This is a genomic window from Hoylesella marshii DSM 16973 = JCM 13450 (assembly GCF_000146675.1).
Classification (GTDB): domain Bacteria; phylum Bacteroidota; class Bacteroidia; order Bacteroidales; family Bacteroidaceae; genus Prevotella; species Prevotella marshii.
Window position 1 is genome coordinate 469896 of sequence record NZ_GL397214.1, and the last position, 16671, is coordinate 486566.

The window sequence follows — 16671 nt, forward strand, 5'->3', positions numbered from 1 at the left end:
ACGTTTAAAGTATTATCTGATCGACGGTGCGAATGTGTGTGTGTGTGTGTGTGTGTGTGTGTGTTACACTTTTTTTCCGGTGTATGCAAATATAAAGCGTTAAAAGATGCAGAAAAACACACATTTTCCTGCACCGCATTCATTGGGTTATGGTTTCCTTTTCTTTGCATAGTGCCGGCAAAGGTAAATAAAGTTTGTGAAACACGCAAATGTTTTCTTAAAAAAATATTTTGCCCTCAACCGCAATAAGCTATTGAGGGACAAAATAAATGTTACGTGACGAAAAGGCTGCAGGCCCTTACGGTTTCTCTTCTGATAAAATGGCTTTCAGTCGCTCAATGAGCGTTTCCAACGCGAGGCCGGAACGTTCGCTCATCATGCGTACATTGACTTTGGGAATCATGAGTTTGCCCAGCGGTGTATTGAGCATCTTAAACTCCGAGGCTATTTCCGGCAGTCGTTTCTTCAGTGCAGGATAGGTTGCTAAAAGGTCTTTGAGACGTGTCTCCGGGGTAATTTCGTCTATTGCCATCGTCGTTGTCGGAGTCTCCTCCGGCTCTTCTTTAACAGCTGTCTCTTCCCTTCCCGACCATGTGAGCAGGGTTTGAGACCCTTGCATGGCACGGATGGCAGTGCAATCCTGCATCATTTCAAGGACACCGCGGAAGCGACCTTGGGCATCTCTCACAGCCACATAGGTGATATAGATAAAGAGGTCGGGCTTGTTAATCCAGAAATCGGCCTTATCTTGCTCGCCGTTTCGGAATTTCTCTATTATCTCTTTCACAATGTGAACACTCTTTCGTGGATGACAGTTCGTGACCTCGCGGCCAATCACGTTTTTGCTTCGAGGGAAGATTCGGTGGTCGGTATCGGAATAGAAGCATACGAGTTCGTTCTCGTCTACAAACGAAATGTCGATAGGCAGATGCTTGTAAATGAGATTAATCTGCTCAAGCGTGAGCTTTCCATTGCTCACATCAAGAGGTGTGTTGGCTGCGTTTGCACCCACATTCATACCGTATTTCGCTAACAAGGCCTGCAGGTCGGCAGCCAATCCGGTGGTATCAGACGTAGAAGCCGAGAGCTGCGGTGATACGGGTTTCTCCATTTGATGGCCGATAAAGGCAAACCCTATCTCGTGGTCGCCGCTCTTCATCTCTTCAAACTCTGCGGGAGTGATGAGTGCGAGTGATGTGGGATAGAGAATGGTCTCTTCTTTATTCATGAGGTCTCGCGCGTGGTCAAGCAGTTGTTGCTGTGCGGCGATGAACTCATCGTCTTTGTCTTCTTCAAGCAGACGGCGATTGTCTCGTATCTCATCGCGTACAATGTCGTCAAACATCCACATCGTGGTGCTGGGTTTGTCAAAGCCTTTCCGCTCGAGCATAGAATAGAGTTGGTTCTGCTTGCGGGCAAAGTGCTTGGTGTATTCTTTCAGACGGTCGTAGAGTTCCAGCCATTGATTCTTGATAAGAGGATATTGCACGAGGTCTTCCACTGCGAGAAGCACCTTGCGCATCTCATCGTTCTCGCGGTAATAGCACATAATGGGATGGTCGGCGGGCAAATCTTCGGGGCGGGAAGTGTCGAGGACATCACGCAAGAGGCTGAGCGTCATCTTCATATCTACACGCAGGCACTCATCGTCGGGTGCATTATCCATCAGATTCTGCTCAATATAGGCTATGTGATAGGGCTTGATTTGTCCCACGTTCTCCTTCAGTTGTTTGCGTGCCTCATCGAGTGTCAGCTTACCGGTTTCAAACTCTTCCTCTATTTGAAGAAGTATCTTCATTTTCTCTTGGTCGATTTTCGGAAGGTGTTGTATCATCTTATTTTCCATGTTCGGTGATGTTTTAGATAAATATTCGGCGCGAAGATAAAGGTAAAATGTTGTGTGTAAGGTAACAAATGTGCCGTGAGGGACTTAAAAAAGATTAAATCACCAACCGATTAAGGACAAAGGCAGAGTCTTTTCTGCCGGTTATCGGGGGAGAATCTCTTGCAAAGGAGCCATCACGAAATCGCGTTCGTGCATGAGCGGATGGGGGATGGTGAGGTTATCCTCATGGATATGCAGGTCATCAAACAGGAGGATATCTATGTCGATAGCCCTGTCATGGTATTGCCTGTTATGGGTTTTATGTGTGCGTCCGAGACTGCGCTCAATCTCTTGTGTGCGGTTGAGAACCTCATGAGGTGAGAGTTCGGTAGCACAACAGACTGCGGCATTGAGGAATTTATTGGCTGATTGGAATCCCCAAGGATTCGTTTCATGAAGCGAGGAACGGCGCACTACGGCACCGATTCTCGCTTCCAATTGTTCAATTGCTCGACACATTGTCTGTTGCCTGTCGCCGAGGTTGGCACCAAGGCTAAAATATACAGTGTGCATAGCTGCGCGTCAGTCGTTTAGAATGAGCATGGCATCGCCGTAACATCCGAACTTATAGTCATTTTTCAGTGCCAAATCATAGGCTTCCATCACGAGGTCATAGCCCCCAAAGGCCGCTGTTGCCATGAGCAAAGTAGAGAGAGGATGATAGAAATTGGCTACCATCGTATCGGCCAAGCCAAACTCATAGGGTGGGAAAATAAACTTGCTTGTCCATCCATCGTATTCTTTCAATTGGCCATCTGGGCCGACAGCAGTCTCCGTAGCTTTGATAACGCTCGAACCAACAGCACAGATTCGATGCCCCGTCTTCTTCGCCTCATTGACTGTTCGGCAGGCTTCTGCCCCTATGTACATCTGTTCCGACTCCATCTTGTGCTTCGTCAGGTCTTCCACTTCTATATTGTTGAAGTTGCCCAATCCGCAATGCAATGTAATGAATGCAAAATTGATACCTTTGATTTCCATGCGCTTCATCAGTTCTCGGCTGAAATGCAGCCCTGTGGCCGGTGCCGTGACTGCCCCTTCGTTTTTAGCAAATACACACTGGAAGTCTTCGAAATCTTCTTCCAAAGTCGGTCGGTCTGGATTTCCGTCCTTGTCTTTATGGTCTATGATATAGCGAGGTAAAGGTGCCTCTCCCAAGGCATACAGCTCTCGCTTGAACTCTTCATGCGGACAGTCGTAAAGGAATCTCAGTGTACGACCTCGGCTTGTGGTATTGTCGATAACCTCGGCCACCATGGTACCGCTATCATCGAAAAAGAGTTTATTGCCGATGCGAATCTTTCGCGCCGGCTCTACGAGCACGTCCCAGAGGCGCATTTCTGCGTTAAGCTCACGCAGGAGAAACACTTCAATCTTAGCGTCCGTCTTCTCTTTCGTGCCATAAAGACGGGCGGGGAATACTTTCGTATCATTGAAAATAAAGGCATCGCCCTCATCGAAGTAGTCGAGTATATTACGGAAGTCGAGGAATACGGGTTTCTTCTTTTTGTCTTTCAGCGGCTTACCGTCTTTATCGGTCTTATACATGTCTATCTTCTGTGATTTCCGATGTAGCACCATGAGCTTGCATTCGTCTCTTCGCTTCACTTTGAAGACCGATTTTTTGCCTTCGGCGTTAGTCACTCTGTGTTCATCGGTATGGGGATAAAGTGCCACCTTATCGTCTGTGAGCTTAAAATTAAATTGTGATAGCTTCATATATATATGGAATCCTTTCGTTGTATAATATCGTTTTCTGTTGGAATAATCTCTGTGCCGATAGGTGATTGGCAAACGATTCTCAACCTTCCACTTCTTGCCGGTCGAGCCATTGCGGAACATCATCGAGTCGTATGCAGTCTTCCTGTTTCACATCGCCTACTCTTGTTCTACACAGGGAAGTAAGATATGCACCACTGCCAAGGGCTTTCCCTATGTCGCGTGCCAAGGCTCTGATATAAGTACCCTTACCACATACAACGCGGATAGAGAGCAGCATCGTATCAGGGTCAAAGTCCGTGAGTTCTATTTTGTCTATGCGTATCTGCTTGGGGCTCAATTCCACATCCTTGCCGGCACGTCTCAGAGCGTAGGCTCTGTCTCCGCCTACTTTGCAGGCGCTGTAGGTGGGAGGCTTTTGAGTTATGTCTCCTTGAAACTGTTTCAATGTTTCTTCTATGAGCTGCCGTGTGATATGGGCAGTGGGAAAAGTGGCATCTACAGCGTGTTCCATGTCGTAGCTGGGCGTAGTAGCACCAAGTTGCAGCGTGGCTGTGTACTCCTTGGTATGCAACTGCAGAGCCTCGATACGCTTAGTGGCTTTTCCCGTACATAAGATGAGTACACCCGTAGCCAAAGGATCGAGCGTTCCGGCATGTCCGGTTTTCACTCTCTTTACCCTCAACCGCTTCGAGATGAGATAACGCACACGAGCCAATGCACCGAAACTCGTCATGCCATACGGTTTGTCTATACAGATTATTTCGCCTTCTTTGAAATTCATCAGTCTACCATTGCTAATGGATGACCTGCCAGAAGCCATATGATGATAAAGCCTCCGACAAGGATTCTATAGATACCGAATGCCTTGAAACCGTATTTGGTGAGAAAGTTCACAAACCCCTTGATAGCTGCCATGGCTACGAGAAACGCCACCACAGACCCAATGAGCAAAGGAGCCATATTGGCGGAAAGTGTTTCCAAACCTCCATCTCTTACCAATTTATACAAATCCCAGCAGGTTGCAGCAAACATGGTGGGCACTGCGAGGAAGAAAGAGAATTCCGCCGCCCTCTTCCGAGTAAGCCCTTGTGCCATTCCTCCCACAATGGTAGCCATGGAACGGGATACTCCCGGAATCATGGCCAGACACTGAAAGAAGCCTATCTTCAAAGCTTTGCCTTCGGAAAGGCTCGTTTTTTCGTCGCCTTTATTGAAGAGGCGGTCGCAAAAGAGCATAAAGATACCTCCGACAACGAGCATCGTTGCCACCACCAACACTGAACCTAAAAGACGGTCAATGAGCTTATTGGCTAAAAAACCGATAACTGCTGCGGGAAGAAAGGCAATGAGCAACTTGTAATAAAAGTCCCATTTGTGCCGAAAAGCTTCATAACGTGAACTGCCGGCAGGGGGTGGTGTGGTGTTCAGCCGAAAGAAACGTTTCCAATAGAGCACAACCACCGATAAAATGGCACCAAACTGTATGATGACCGTAAACGCCTTAACAAAAGGCGTACTCTCCATATTCAGCAGATTTTGGGTAATAATCATATGCCCCGTAGACGATACCGGCAGAAATTCTGTCAATCCTTCTACGATTGCGAGGATAATGGTTTCGAGTGTTGTCATTCTTCTTTGGTGTTCTCCTTCGTTTCTTCAACCGTATCTTTCGGTTTGTGCAAAATGGCAAATACAATGGATATAAATCCAATGAAGCAGACAGCTGGTGCCACTTTCACATGCATAGCACTGAATATCTGCGGATTGAATGCCTTCTCGGAGGATCCCGATCCACTCATCAACACAAAACCGATGAGAACTATCACCATACCGGCGGCCAACAAAATAAAGTTCATTTTGCCGAACGCAAAATTTCTTTTATCTATTTCCATATCTGTTTATTCCTTTAAATCTTGTATAAATCGCCTGCCCGCATCTTCAAAAACCGATTGACCGAGAGGTATGCGCAAAACGTGGTAATCAAGATGCCGAACAACAAAACGGTGGCTCCCATGATGGCCAACACTTGCCATGTTACCACCGTTAAAACCTCCGGCACATAATAAAACAAAGCATAGAGGCATCCGCTCAATACGATGATGGCAGCAAAAGCCGAGACAATGCCCTCGGTCACAGCAGCTTTGATAAACGGTCTTCTGATGAATGCCCACGAAGCCCCTACGAGTTTCATGGTGTGGATGGCAAATCTACGCGAATAAATGCTCAGCTTTACAGTGCTGTTAATGAGTGAGAACGATACGATGGTAAGCAATACGGCCAATACGAGCAACACGATACTGACACGTTTCAGATTGTCGTTCACACTTTCCATTAGGCCTTTCTGATACGTAATATCTGTTACTTTAGCGTTTTGTTTCAGTTCTTTGGAAATCCATGCTAAAGAATCGGTGTTGGCATAATCGGCTTTCAACTGCAACTCGATAGAGCCGACGAAAGGATTGAAGCCGAGAAACTCGGAGGGGTCTGACCCCATCTCGTTCGTTTGCTCTCGTAACGCCTGCTCTTTACTGATAAAGTCTACATGATTAATATAGGGACGTGTTTGCAACTTCTTGCAAAGCACTTGTGCTTCAGGAGTAGTCATATCCTCACCTAACATCATCGTTACAGTAATATTTTCTTTTACGTAAGAAGAAAGATTGTGCGCTGTGAGTACTGAAAATACTACCATGCCCAACAAAATAAGCACCAAAGAGATGCTGATACAAAGAGTAACGGCCTGTAAACCATGCCGGCTGCCGTGTTTCTTTCGCCTGTTTCCCATTTTTTTAGCGGATATGATACACTAAGTGAGTTGCAAAGTAACAAAAAAAAATGCGAGATAACAACAGTTTAACCACTATTAACCATCCAGATAATTGCATATTACATAAAAAAACAATGAAATGTTTGGAGATACAAAAGTTTTTTGTACTTTTGCATCGCATTTTATTAGTCACGCTAATAGAAAGGAAGTTTGGGTGAGTGGCTGAAACCACCAGTTTGCTAAACTGACGTACGGGTTACCGTACCGGGGGTTCGAATCCCCCAGCTTCCGCCATTGTCGAATATAAGACTTTAATGAAAAAGTCAGAATAATAGTTTAAATGAATCGTGAAACGCTGTAGAACTTGGATTTTACAGCGTTTTTTGTTTATCCCCACTCGGTCGTTAAAGATGATAGGAAGCACATATCATCCCCATTGGAAAGGATGGATGAACTGTTTCATGACCGATTTGGGTTTATAGAGAGTAAGGCAATAGAGGGGTGTAGACCATCTTTTTGTTAGCTAACAAGCTATGTCCGTTCTTCTGCGGACATCTCTCTAAAAGCTGACAGGATAATAGGCACGGTAATGACGGCTGAACAAACATCGCTCATAGCTTGACACATCTCTACCCCCATAAGCCCAAAGCAACGGGGAAGAACAATGATAAGCGGAATGAAGAAAAGACCGCTGCGTGCCGAAGCGAGCAAGTTGGCACGGATGGGTTTTCGAATAGTTTGCATCAACATGTTACTAATCGTTGTCAGACCGGCCAGCGGCAATGCTGCCAGCTGCCAGCGTAGAGCGTCTGTTCCTACGGCAATCACGGTGGCATCTCTGCGAAACAGTTCGATAATGTCTGCTGAAAAGAACCATCCGAGCACACAACACAACAACAAGAAGACACAGCATGTCTTGACAGAAAACCAAAAACCACGTTTCACACGTCGGTAGAGACCAGCGCCGTAGCAGAAACCGCAGAACGGCTGAAAGCCCTGTCCGAAGCCGATTACGCAAGCCATCACTATCAGACAAAACCTGTTTACTATCGACATAGCTGCCACTGCAGCATCTCCAAACGCTGCAGCACTGACATTGAGCAGTATCGTAGCCACACAACTAAGGCCTTGTCGAGAGAGCGAGGGAGTACCTCCGGCAACAATCTCCTTTATATAGACGACTGAAAAAGATACTTTCCGCAGATTCACGGGTATGTTGCCACCCTTTCTCATCAGGCTTAGTAAGACGAGAAAGCCCACAAACTGTCCGATAACCGTAGCAATGGCTGCCCCGCGAACACCCATATCGAAGCCGAAAATGAGAATGGGGTCGAGTATAACATTCACGATGGCACCGCTCACAATACCCTGCATGGAGTAGAAAGCGTTGCCTTGAAAGCGCATCTGGTTATTCAGTGTAAACGAGCAGGTCATGAGCGGTGCCCCGAGGAGAATAATTCTAAGGTAATCTTCCGTATAAGGCAAAATGGTTGGCGTGCTGCCCAGCCATATTGAAAGTGGAGTAAGCAAAACCTCACCCACAAGCATCATGACGATGCCGGCTGCCAAAGCATAGAAGAATCCGGTAGAGGCCATCGTTTCGGCATTAGCCTTCCGCTGTGCACCAAGCTCTCTTGAAATGTAATTACCCGACCCATTACCAAAAAAGAAGCTAACGGCCATGATGAAAAACATGACCGAAAATACGATGCCTACGGCTGCTGTAGACTGCGTATCTATCTGTCCTACGAAAAAGGTGTCAGCCATGTTGTAGAAAGCTATTACCAACATGCCTGCAATCGTTGGCAGAGCCATTTTGACAATGACTTTGTGGATAGCACCTTGGGTAAGATATGTATAGTTATCGGCTTTTATTTCCATCTGTCGTTCGTATGCTTCGATGTAAAAAGAAGTCTCGTTCCATGCTTCTTTCTGTCATGAAACGAGACACTGTTTCCCACCTTATTATAAACTCAAATCAATCATTAGACTGTTCATCTACCATGTTAATATGGATGACATGTTTAGTCTTTCAGCGAATAAGTGATGGTTGTCACCACGCGCACCTTCTTGATGTAAGGTGTATTCGTATCTCTGTCTTCGATAGAGAACTGTCCTTGGTCGGCACTTATAATCTTGCTGAGTGTGCTGTTGCTGTTTTGTGCAAATTGTTGTGCCGTCTTTTGGGCATTAGCAATGGCCTCTTCCATCATCTTTGGCTTCATTGAGTGGAATGAAACATATTCGTATCTGACAGAATTGTCATAACCTCCCTCAACGATGGCCACGCCCTGTTTGAGTAACTCGCCTTGCCGGGCAATGATGCCACGGACAAGTTTCACGTTGCGCGACGTGACAGTCATAGTAGCAGTCACATTGTAACGGTAAGGCCGTTCATTCGTACTATACTGCTCGGCGTTGAGGTCTATCACCGCAGGAGCATTGACCTGAATCTCCGATGCCTGAATACCGTTTTTGAGCAAGAAAGCCTTGATGATGCGTTGTGTTACCGCCATATTGTTGTAAAGGGAAGGTAAATCGTTACCGATTTCCTTTGATACAATAGGCCACGTTACCTTATCGGCTTCCACTTCCTTTTCGGCCAAACCTTTGACGGTCACTTTTCGGTCTTTATTGGTAAAGTTATCAATGCCGGTTTTGAGACTCAATCCGAGTACGATGATACCCAGTGATAGAATAACGGCACAAATTACGCGGTTGTTCATCCATTCTTTGTTCATTGCAAATCCTCCTGTTTATTGTTTATTTCGATAAATGGTATTGCCATTGGCCTGATGGGTAGCCAATACCAACACTTCTGCTATCTGTACATGGGCAGGAGCATTGGCGGCATAAAATGCAACGTCGGCAATGTCATCGCCCGTCAACGGACAAATACCTTGGTACACTCCATCGGCGCGTTGCTTGTCGCCATGGAAGCGAGTAATGCTGAAATGAGTCTCCACAAGCCCCGGTTTCACCGTTGTTACTCTCACTGCAGTGTGGGCGAGGTCGATACGCAACCCGTCGCCGAGCGTCTTTACGGCTGCTTTTGTTGCGCAATATACGCCTCCGTTAGCATATGCGGCATCACCGGCTACCGACCCTATGTTGATAACATGGCCGCTGTTGCGTGACACCATGCGGGGTACCACGAGGCGTACCATCGTGAGCAACCCTTTGATATTGGTGTCTATCATGGTTTCCCAATCGTCCATATCACCTTCATACTCGGGTTCCAGCCCCAATGCCAACCCTGCATTATTGATTAAAATATCGACCTGTTGCCATTTCCCGTTCAGACTTTCCACAGCAGCCATAGTGGCTTTGCGGTCTCTTACGTCGTAACAGAGCGTGAGCACATCGGTCTTCTCACTTTTCAACTCCTGTTGCAGTGCATCTAATCGTTCGCGTTTTCGTCCGGTGAGAATTAAGTCGAAGTTGCCTTGAGCAAAGCGTCTGGCGCAGGCTTCACCTATTCCGCTCGTTGCGCCGGTAATCAATACGATTTTATTTTTCATGATTTTCAGGTTTATGTATTGTTCTATTTTCTTACGCAAGATAGGGAATTCTCCCCTATCCACTTTGTGCACATCGCTATCTATTTGTTTTCGAGCAGGATGCTCACGATGCGTTCCGCACTCCGACCGTCCCATCTTTCGGGAATGGCACATTTTTTCCATGTGCCCGAAACGATGTCTTTCACGGCTTTACCCAGCTTATCGGCATCTTCTCCCACAAGCAGGTTCGACCCCACAGTTACTGTTTCCTGATGCTCGGTATAACTGTTGAGTGTGATACAAGGCACCCTGTTAAACGTTGCCTCTTCAGCCACATTGCCCGAATCGGTAACGATGCCGCGCGCATGTGCCGTCAGATAGCCGAATTCTAAATAAGAGAGAGGCGACACAAGATGGAAATGAGCAGGCAGACTGTCTAAACAACTCTTAACGGCTGCTGCGGCATCAGCACGCAATGGTGCAACGATAGGGCTTCCTGCGGCATTCTGTATCATGGCTGTCAGCATCCTTTGCAGATTTTCAGGATGAGCAATGAGTGCCTTGCGGTTGAGTGTAAAGACGATATAATCGCCATCTACGAGGTTCAGTTCGCTGAGAATGTCGGGACGCACCATTCTTGTATAATTGAAACGCAAGGTATCTATCAATATGTTTCCCACCATATAGACCCGCGAAGTTTCAGCCCCTTCGCGTGCTACGATGTTGTTGGCACCGGCACCGGCAATGAAGAGCAGGTCGGAAAGGCCGTCGATGACAAGGCGGTTGATTTCTTTCGGCATGTTGATGTCAAACGAACGGGTACCGGCTACGAGATGTGCAAGCATGAGACCGCGCTTTTTCGAGACAATGGAAACAGCCATCGTAGAGGCTAAATCGTCTACAACGATGACGACATCGGCAGGATGTGCGTCGAGGTATTTATCAAACTCAAACATGACTCGTCCCGTCAGTTCGTTCATGCGTTCGCATTCTACGCCTAAGAAAGCATCCGGCCGAGGGATAGACAGGTCGGTAAACAACGACTCTTCCAATGTCTTATCGCTTTCTTCGCCCGTATATACGAGGTCGAAATCAATATCTTTTCCATTTACTTTTGCAGCATGAATGGCTCTGATGATAGGAGCGACCTTGATAAAATTAGGTCGTGCTCCTGCAACGATACATACTTTCATTGATAGTTATTTCCTTTCTTTTTCCTTTCAAAATGACTTTTAGTCTGCTAAGTGCAACCTACCCTTATGCAAAGGTAGTTATTTTTACATGTACACCAACATTTTTCATGGCATTTTTTCTACCTGCGTAGGAATCATCCGTTAGCCTTTCTATGCACCTAAAAGAACGTTTAAAAAGGGAAAGTATAAACAGCTGAAAAAGAGGAGGATAGAAATAAAAATGAAAAAGCATAGCTTTAACGCCGTGAAAAGATAGCTTTCACAAGCTCAAAGCTATGCTCTGACAAGGCGAAAGGATAGTTCTTACAAATAGGAAGGTATGGAGTACTGTCGCCCGCGCTATTCGACCATGGTATGTCTGCTTACCGTTTGAAGTCTATTTCCGTGTATCCTACCAGTCGGTCGGCACGTGCTTCATTGGCACGAAAATAGACCAATGCCTGATAGCGGTTCCCCGTTTGATAAAAACTACCCTCGATGGGGAAGACCGTGGCAGAGCCATCGCCGTGCAGCACCACGTATTGGTAGGAATAATAGCCTTGCTTCAACGATATGGCGCAGCGATAGCAATGTGCTGCGGCATCGTATTCCATGCGGTATTGGGGTAGGAATCGGTCGTTTGTCCATGCTCCATTGAGATACACGTCGCCCGCTACGGGTTGAGAAACATGGAGCGTGAAATGCACCACCACATACTCTGAAGCACAGTCGTTGTCGTGGTTGTCGCTGTTGCGGATATAGAACGCACCATTGGCATCTTCGTCGTAAACGTAGTTCCGGCGAATTTCATCGGGATAAAGCATCACGTGGTAATCCCGCCCATCCCAGCGAATCTCGTTCACACCTAAGGTGGGACGGTCTACATCCAAAGCCTCGAACTTGCGATACTCATTACCCGCCTCGAAAATAAGGCTGCGTTCGTGAGTCCATCGCAGACCTTCGGGCATCACGTAGCGCGGTTGTGGATTGACCACAGCATTGTCCCAACGTCCATTCTGCAGGACGACGGTCTTTAGTTGTCGGGCAGGATCAATCACCGTCTGTCCGCCGTAATTCACCTGCATATCTACCTGCTGATGGCTGCCGTTAAGGTCGATATCCGTATTGGTAGAGACACCGAGGCTCACCCCCATGGCAGCTTCGGCCACCATGAAGTGAGCTGTGAACATCGGTTGGTCGTCGTTGTTGTCATCAAAGACTGTGAGACGATAATTACCACTCATCTTCAAAGTGCACCGCTCATTGGGAATGCGCAACTGATAGTGCGTGTAGAGCGTGTTGGTGCCCACAGATTCGCAGTTGTCGTCGATGGTATTGCCGCTATAGAAACCACTGATGTAGTCGCTTGCAAAGAGTCCACGCGAGATACTCCAGTCGGCTTCGCAGTGGTCGATACGATAGGTGTAACGGTGATAGGTATGAGTAAGGTCATCGAATGCAATATGAATGGCTTCTCCGCTACCGAGCATCACGACGGGAAGAGACTGCCATCTGCTGCCTGCCACTACCTGCAGAGAGGCGATCCGCGGGTCGAATATCTCGTTACGTTGCGCATGGAGACAGCCAGCCACTACCATGAAAAGGAGCAAAAAGACTTTTCTCATACCCATATCATACGAAGGAGGTCTGCGCCACGTTACCGTCTGTTGCCAAGAAGGCGGAGCAGATAGAGAAAGAGGTTGATGAAATCGAGATACAAAGTCAGTGCGCCGAACAGTGCAACCTTCTGCGCGGTCTCATCGGCATCAACTTGCTGCGCGAGCATTTGTTTGATTTTCTGCGAGTCGTAGGCCGTCAGTCCTACAAATATCAATACGCCGGCATAGCTTATAACGAGAGAGAGCATACTGCTACCTACGAAGATATTCACCACCGTGGCTATCACAAGGCCTATCAGTGCCATAAACAGATACTTGCCCAAGGTCGTGAGGTCGCTCTTTGTGAAATAGCCGTAAGCGGCCATGGCGGCAAAAGTGCCCGCAGTAATAAAGAATACATTGGCCACCGACGACATCGTGTACACGAGGAAAATGGAAGAGAACATCACGCCGTTGAGCACCGAATATACGACAAACAGAAGCGTCGCCACGGAGAGAGACAAACGGTTGAGGGCTGCGGAGAGGGCAAAGACGAGCGCAAACTCGGCGATGACTACGCCCCACATCAGCATCTGGTTGGTATAAAACGCTGTGATGAGGCCGGGCGATGAGGCCACACCGTAAGCCGTGATACCGGTAATGATAAGTGCAAGGCTCATCCATACGTAGACTTTACGCATGAGTGCAGGGAATGCGAGCGACAAGGCGCCGTCTTTTTCCCTCATAAATCTGGTTAATTCCTGTTCATTCATTTTCGTTTCTTTTTATAGGTTGATACGTTGTTTTGATGGGGACATCCCCGTAGAAAAAATTGCAAAAGGCATGCCGAACGTGTCAAGGACGACTCTCGCCTTCTATGTATTGCTCCATGATGAGGTGTTCGCCGTCGAACACAGCATAAGTAAACTGCCATATCCAATCGCCCAAGATAAGCATGCGGGCTTTGCGCGAAAGCATCAAGTCGAGTTCTATGTGGCGATGACCGTAGATGAAGAAATCCACGTCTTCGTGCTCCTTCATATAGGCTTTGCTGAATTGCACAAGATATTCGTCGTCCTCTCCGAGATAGGGAAGCTCGCGACCGTCGGGACGTTTGCCTCTGCTGTGCTTCGCCCAATTCAGTCCGAGCGCCATCCCCCATCGCGGATGAATGGCACAGAGCAAACGTTGGCAGACAGAATTATGAAACACCTTGCGCAACAGCTGATATGGATGGTCGGGGTCGCCCAATCCATCCCCGTGGGCAAGGAAAAACACCTTGCCGTAAATCTCTGTCGTCATCGGCTGTTTATGCACAATCATGCCACACTCTTCCTCGAGGTATCCGTAAGTCCAAAGGTCGTGGTTGCCCACAAAAAAATGCACTTCCACACCCCTATCCGTCAGTTCGGAAATCTTTCCGAGGAAGCGTGTAAAACCTTTCGGCACAACGTAGCGATATTCATTCCAGAAGTCGAACATATCGCCCAATAAGTAGATGGCTGAGGCCTTATCCTTGATGCAATCGAGAAAACGAACCAAACGCCGCTCCTGCATGCGAGCGTGAGGGATGGCCAGCGAACCCAAATGGGCATCGGAAAGAAAATAGACATTCTTCATGACAAGCGCCGATTACTCAAACCCTAATTCCACCCGAGCCTCTTCGCTCATCATGCTCTGGTCCCATGCCGGCTCGAACACCAACTCCACATTCGCGCTCTTCACCCCTTCCACGCTTTCCACCTTCAGGCGCACGTCTTCGAGTATGAAGTCGGCAGCCGGACAAGCCGGAGCCGTAAATGTCATGTCGAGGTCGAGCGTGCCGTCGTCTTGCAAATCCACTTTATAGATAAGTCCGAGGTCGTAGATGTTTACGGGAATCTCGGGGTCATAGACCGTCTTGAGCACGTCTACGATGCGCTCTTCAATCCTTGTCTTTTCTTCTTGTGTCATGACTGTTTGATGTGTTGATTACTTGTGCAAACTTACAAAAAATAGCCTAAATAACCGCAAGAAAAGCGAAGATTAACGTTATCGAAGCCCCATCCAACGCCCGTGTCTCCCCACAGCAGGCCAACCGATCCACTCCTCACAATCCATTGCCCCGAACCATCTTCCTTTTTCTTTTAAGTCTCTGCATGCACTCCGGATATAAGGAAAAATTTCGGTAAATTTTTATCTGCCATAGCATCCGATAAGTAAATATCTAAAATAAGGATAGAAGTCTTGGCCGACGATAGTTAAACAAATGATAAAGTATCAGAAACTGCGGCCGATGGCAGTTAAATGTTTAAAATAGTATCGTCAGCTGTGGCCGATGATAGTTAAATGTTTAAAATAATATTATCGGCCGCGGCCGATGGCAGTTAAATGATTAAAATAGTATCGTCGGCCACGGCCGATGATGGTTAAATGTTTAAAATAATATCGTCGGCCGTGGCCGATGGTGGTTAAATGATTAAAATAGTATCGTCGGCCATGGCCGACGTGAATTAAAGTTAATAGAAATATCGTCGGCCGCGGCCGACGTGAATAAAACATAATAAAATTATCGTCGGCCACGGCCGACGCAAATAAAAGTTAATGTGAGCTATCGTCGGCCGCGGCCGACGCATATAAAAAGTAATTTTACCTACCATTCTCTATAAAATTGGATGTAAAAATGAGAAATAACCTACCATTCTCTATAAAATTGGATGTAAAAATGAGAAATAACCTATCTTCGGCTATAGATTTTGATATGAAAATGAGTAATTACCTATCTTCTGCTATAGATTTGGATAGAAAAATAGGCAATTACCTATCTTCGGCTATAGATTTGGATAGGAAAATAGACAATTACCTATTTTCGACTATAGATTTTGATAGGAAAACAAGGAAAAAAGTGTTTTTTGCTATAAAAAATGATAGGATAAAGAAAAAATCACTATATTTGCCCTATACCGAAGTATGTATAAAAAAGAAAATCAAGGCTTCGGCTATTGTTAGCGTATCAATAATTAACTATTAAATAAGAACAGCTATGAAATTAAAGACTTTAAAGAAGAGTCATCTCCAAAATCTGGAGCATTCTCAGTTTGCTATTCATGTTTATAAAATAAGTAAGGAGGCCGACATTAAGAAACTGAATTCATTACTACCGGCGCTTAAAGCCGCTATTGATGCAGAAGAAGAAGTACTCAATCTGCCCCGGGAAAAAGAGTATACAAAAGAATTAAAAGTACTCGACAAGGCAAGAGACGAATCTTACAGAGCCTTTTGCCTATGCGTAGCTTCGGGAAAATATAGGCATTCGGAAGCTATACGTAAGGCGGCAGAAGAGGTCGGTAAGGTTTTAAAACGTTATCCAAGAGTGCCTTCGTCAAGTAATGATTATGAAACGGGTTCTATAAGAAATCTTATGGTAGATTTGAGAGATGAGAAATTTGAACCCTTGATTACCCTACTCGGAGCCAAGTCTGATTTAGATCAATTATCAGCTGATAATGACGCCTTCAGTCAATTGTTTCTGAAACACTTCTCGGCCAAAGCTCCTATTCCTACTGCACAGGTAAGACGATCGCGCGCCATGACCGATAAGGCTATCAATGCCATTATACTACGCATTACCTCATTAAGTGATTTAGAGCCTGATACGATAGGTCTCAGTTCTCTTATCATCCGATATAATAAATTGGTAAATAACCGTAAACTCACCCTCACTTTGCGTAAAGCAGCAAGAAAAAGGAGGAGCGGCGATGATATCATTCCGTTTGAAAATAAAAAAAGCAAGAGCGGCAAGGGCGAACAAGAGTCTGTTATTGCAGAAACCGTCGATGAGGATAGCATCGGAGAGGAGAAAATGGAAAAAACTGTCGAAAGCAGTGGCGGCGGAGAGGATTTTCCGGTAGAAACGAAGAGCGATGGTGGCGGAGAAGAGGAAAAGGCGGGGGAAAGGAGCAGACGGAAAAAGAATGACAAGAAAATAAACAAAGAACCATCGGCAGGGGCGAAAGAAAAACTGCTGTAAGCATGGGAACTTGCAGCA

17 protein-coding genes and 1 tRNA gene are annotated in these 16671 nt (G+C 46.4%); 3 read left to right on the forward strand and 15 right to left on the reverse strand.

Translation table 11 applies throughout. The annotated features are described in order from the left end of the window. Window positions 1-298 precede the first annotated feature (298 nt). The 7 genes from HMPREF0658_RS02000 to HMPREF0658_RS02030 form a co-directional block, all read right to left on the reverse strand. On the reverse strand, window positions 299-1846 hold the full coding sequence (locus HMPREF0658_RS02000; RefSeq protein ID WP_006948193.1) for a DUF438 domain-containing protein: 1548 nt from the start codon (window positions 1844-1846) through the stop codon (window positions 299-301). A gap of 141 nt (window positions 1847-1987) precedes the next feature. Continuing rightward, window positions 1988-2398: a 2-amino-4-hydroxy-6-hydroxymethyldihydropteridine diphosphokinase gene (gene folK, locus HMPREF0658_RS02005; RefSeq protein WP_006948194.1), complete on the reverse strand. Its 411-nt coding sequence runs from the start codon at window positions 2396-2398 to the stop codon at window positions 1988-1990. A gap of 9 nt (window positions 2399-2407) precedes the next feature. Next, complete coding sequence (queA, locus tag HMPREF0658_RS02010; RefSeq protein ID WP_040557809.1) at window positions 2408-3604, reverse strand: tRNA preQ1(34) S-adenosylmethionine ribosyltransferase-isomerase QueA; 1197 nt, start codon at window positions 3602-3604, stop codon at window positions 2408-2410. 82 nt (window positions 3605-3686) lie between these two features. After that, window positions 3687-4388, reverse strand: a complete 702-nt coding sequence (gene truB / locus HMPREF0658_RS02015) for a tRNA pseudouridine(55) synthase TruB (RefSeq protein ID WP_006948197.1) — start codon at window positions 4386-4388, stop codon at window positions 3687-3689. Further along, window positions 4388-5236: an undecaprenyl-diphosphate phosphatase gene (locus HMPREF0658_RS02020; protein ID WP_006948198.1), complete on the reverse strand. Its 849-nt coding sequence runs from the start codon at window positions 5234-5236 to the stop codon at window positions 4388-4390. Before HMPREF0658_RS02020 ends, truB begins: the two co-directional genes overlap by 1 nt. Next, on the reverse strand, window positions 5233-5493 hold the full coding sequence (locus tag HMPREF0658_RS02025) for a DUF3098 domain-containing protein (protein ID WP_024990770.1): 261 nt from the start codon (window positions 5491-5493) through the stop codon (window positions 5233-5235). The genes HMPREF0658_RS02020 and HMPREF0658_RS02025 overlap by 4 nt, the downstream gene beginning before the upstream one ends. 20 nt (window positions 5494-5513) lie before the next feature. Continuing rightward, window positions 5514-6392: a cell division protein FtsX gene (locus HMPREF0658_RS02030; protein ID WP_006948200.1), complete on the reverse strand. Its 879-nt coding sequence runs from the start codon at window positions 6390-6392 to the stop codon at window positions 5514-5516. A gap of 186 nt (window positions 6393-6578) precedes the next feature. On the opposite strand from HMPREF0658_RS02030, the gene HMPREF0658_RS02035 reads away from it, so the two are divergent. Then, window positions 6579-6668: transfer RNA gene (locus HMPREF0658_RS02035), tRNA-Ser, on the forward strand. Between the two features lie 237 nt (window positions 6669-6905). Here the strand turns inward: HMPREF0658_RS02035 and HMPREF0658_RS02040 are convergent. From HMPREF0658_RS02040 to HMPREF0658_RS02075, 8 genes are all read right to left on the reverse strand, one after another. Beyond that, window positions 6906-8255, reverse strand: coding sequence for an MATE family efflux transporter (locus HMPREF0658_RS02040; RefSeq protein WP_006948201.1), 1350 nt, complete (start codon window positions 8253-8255; stop codon window positions 6906-6908). 143 nt (window positions 8256-8398) lie between these two features. Continuing rightward, complete coding sequence (locus tag HMPREF0658_RS02045) at window positions 8399-9115, reverse strand: SIMPL domain-containing protein (protein WP_006948203.1); 717 nt, start codon at window positions 9113-9115, stop codon at window positions 8399-8401. 15 nt (window positions 9116-9130) lie between these two features. After that, window positions 9131-9895, reverse strand: coding sequence for an SDR family NAD(P)-dependent oxidoreductase (locus tag HMPREF0658_RS02050; RefSeq protein ID WP_024990772.1), 765 nt, complete (start codon window positions 9893-9895; stop codon window positions 9131-9133). Window positions 9896-9975: 80 nt separating this feature from the next. Then, entirely contained in the window at window positions 9976-11067 is a 1092-nt protein-coding gene (gene wecB, locus HMPREF0658_RS02055; RefSeq protein ID WP_006948207.1) for a non-hydrolyzing UDP-N-acetylglucosamine 2-epimerase, read from the reverse strand. Between the two features lie 362 nt (window positions 11068-11429). Further along, complete coding sequence (locus HMPREF0658_RS02060; protein WP_006948208.1) at window positions 11430-12677, reverse strand: type IX secretion system plug protein; 1248 nt, start codon at window positions 12675-12677, stop codon at window positions 11430-11432. 26 nt (window positions 12678-12703) lie between these two features. Beyond that, window positions 12704-13417: a Bax inhibitor-1/YccA family protein gene (locus HMPREF0658_RS02065; RefSeq protein ID WP_006948209.1), complete on the reverse strand. Its 714-nt coding sequence runs from the start codon at window positions 13415-13417 to the stop codon at window positions 12704-12706. Between the two features lie 82 nt (window positions 13418-13499). Beyond that, entirely contained in the window at window positions 13500-14264 is a 765-nt protein-coding gene (locus HMPREF0658_RS02070) for a UDP-2,3-diacylglucosamine diphosphatase (RefSeq protein WP_006948210.1), read from the reverse strand. Window positions 14265-14276: 12 nt separating this feature from the next. Further along, entirely contained in the window at window positions 14277-14597 is a 321-nt protein-coding gene (locus HMPREF0658_RS02075; protein ID WP_006948211.1) for an iron-sulfur cluster assembly protein, read from the reverse strand. A gap of 709 nt (window positions 14598-15306) precedes the next feature. Here HMPREF0658_RS02075 and HMPREF0658_RS02080 point away from each other — a divergent pair. Then, on the forward strand, window positions 15307-15654 hold the full coding sequence (locus HMPREF0658_RS02080; RefSeq protein ID WP_006948212.1) for a hypothetical protein: 348 nt from the start codon (window positions 15307-15309) through the stop codon (window positions 15652-15654). Window positions 15655-15666: 12 nt separating this feature from the next. Beyond that, complete coding sequence (locus tag HMPREF0658_RS02085; protein ID WP_006948213.1) at window positions 15667-16653, forward strand: DUF6261 family protein; 987 nt, start codon at window positions 15667-15669, stop codon at window positions 16651-16653. The last annotated feature ends 18 nt before the right edge of the window (window positions 16654-16671 follow it).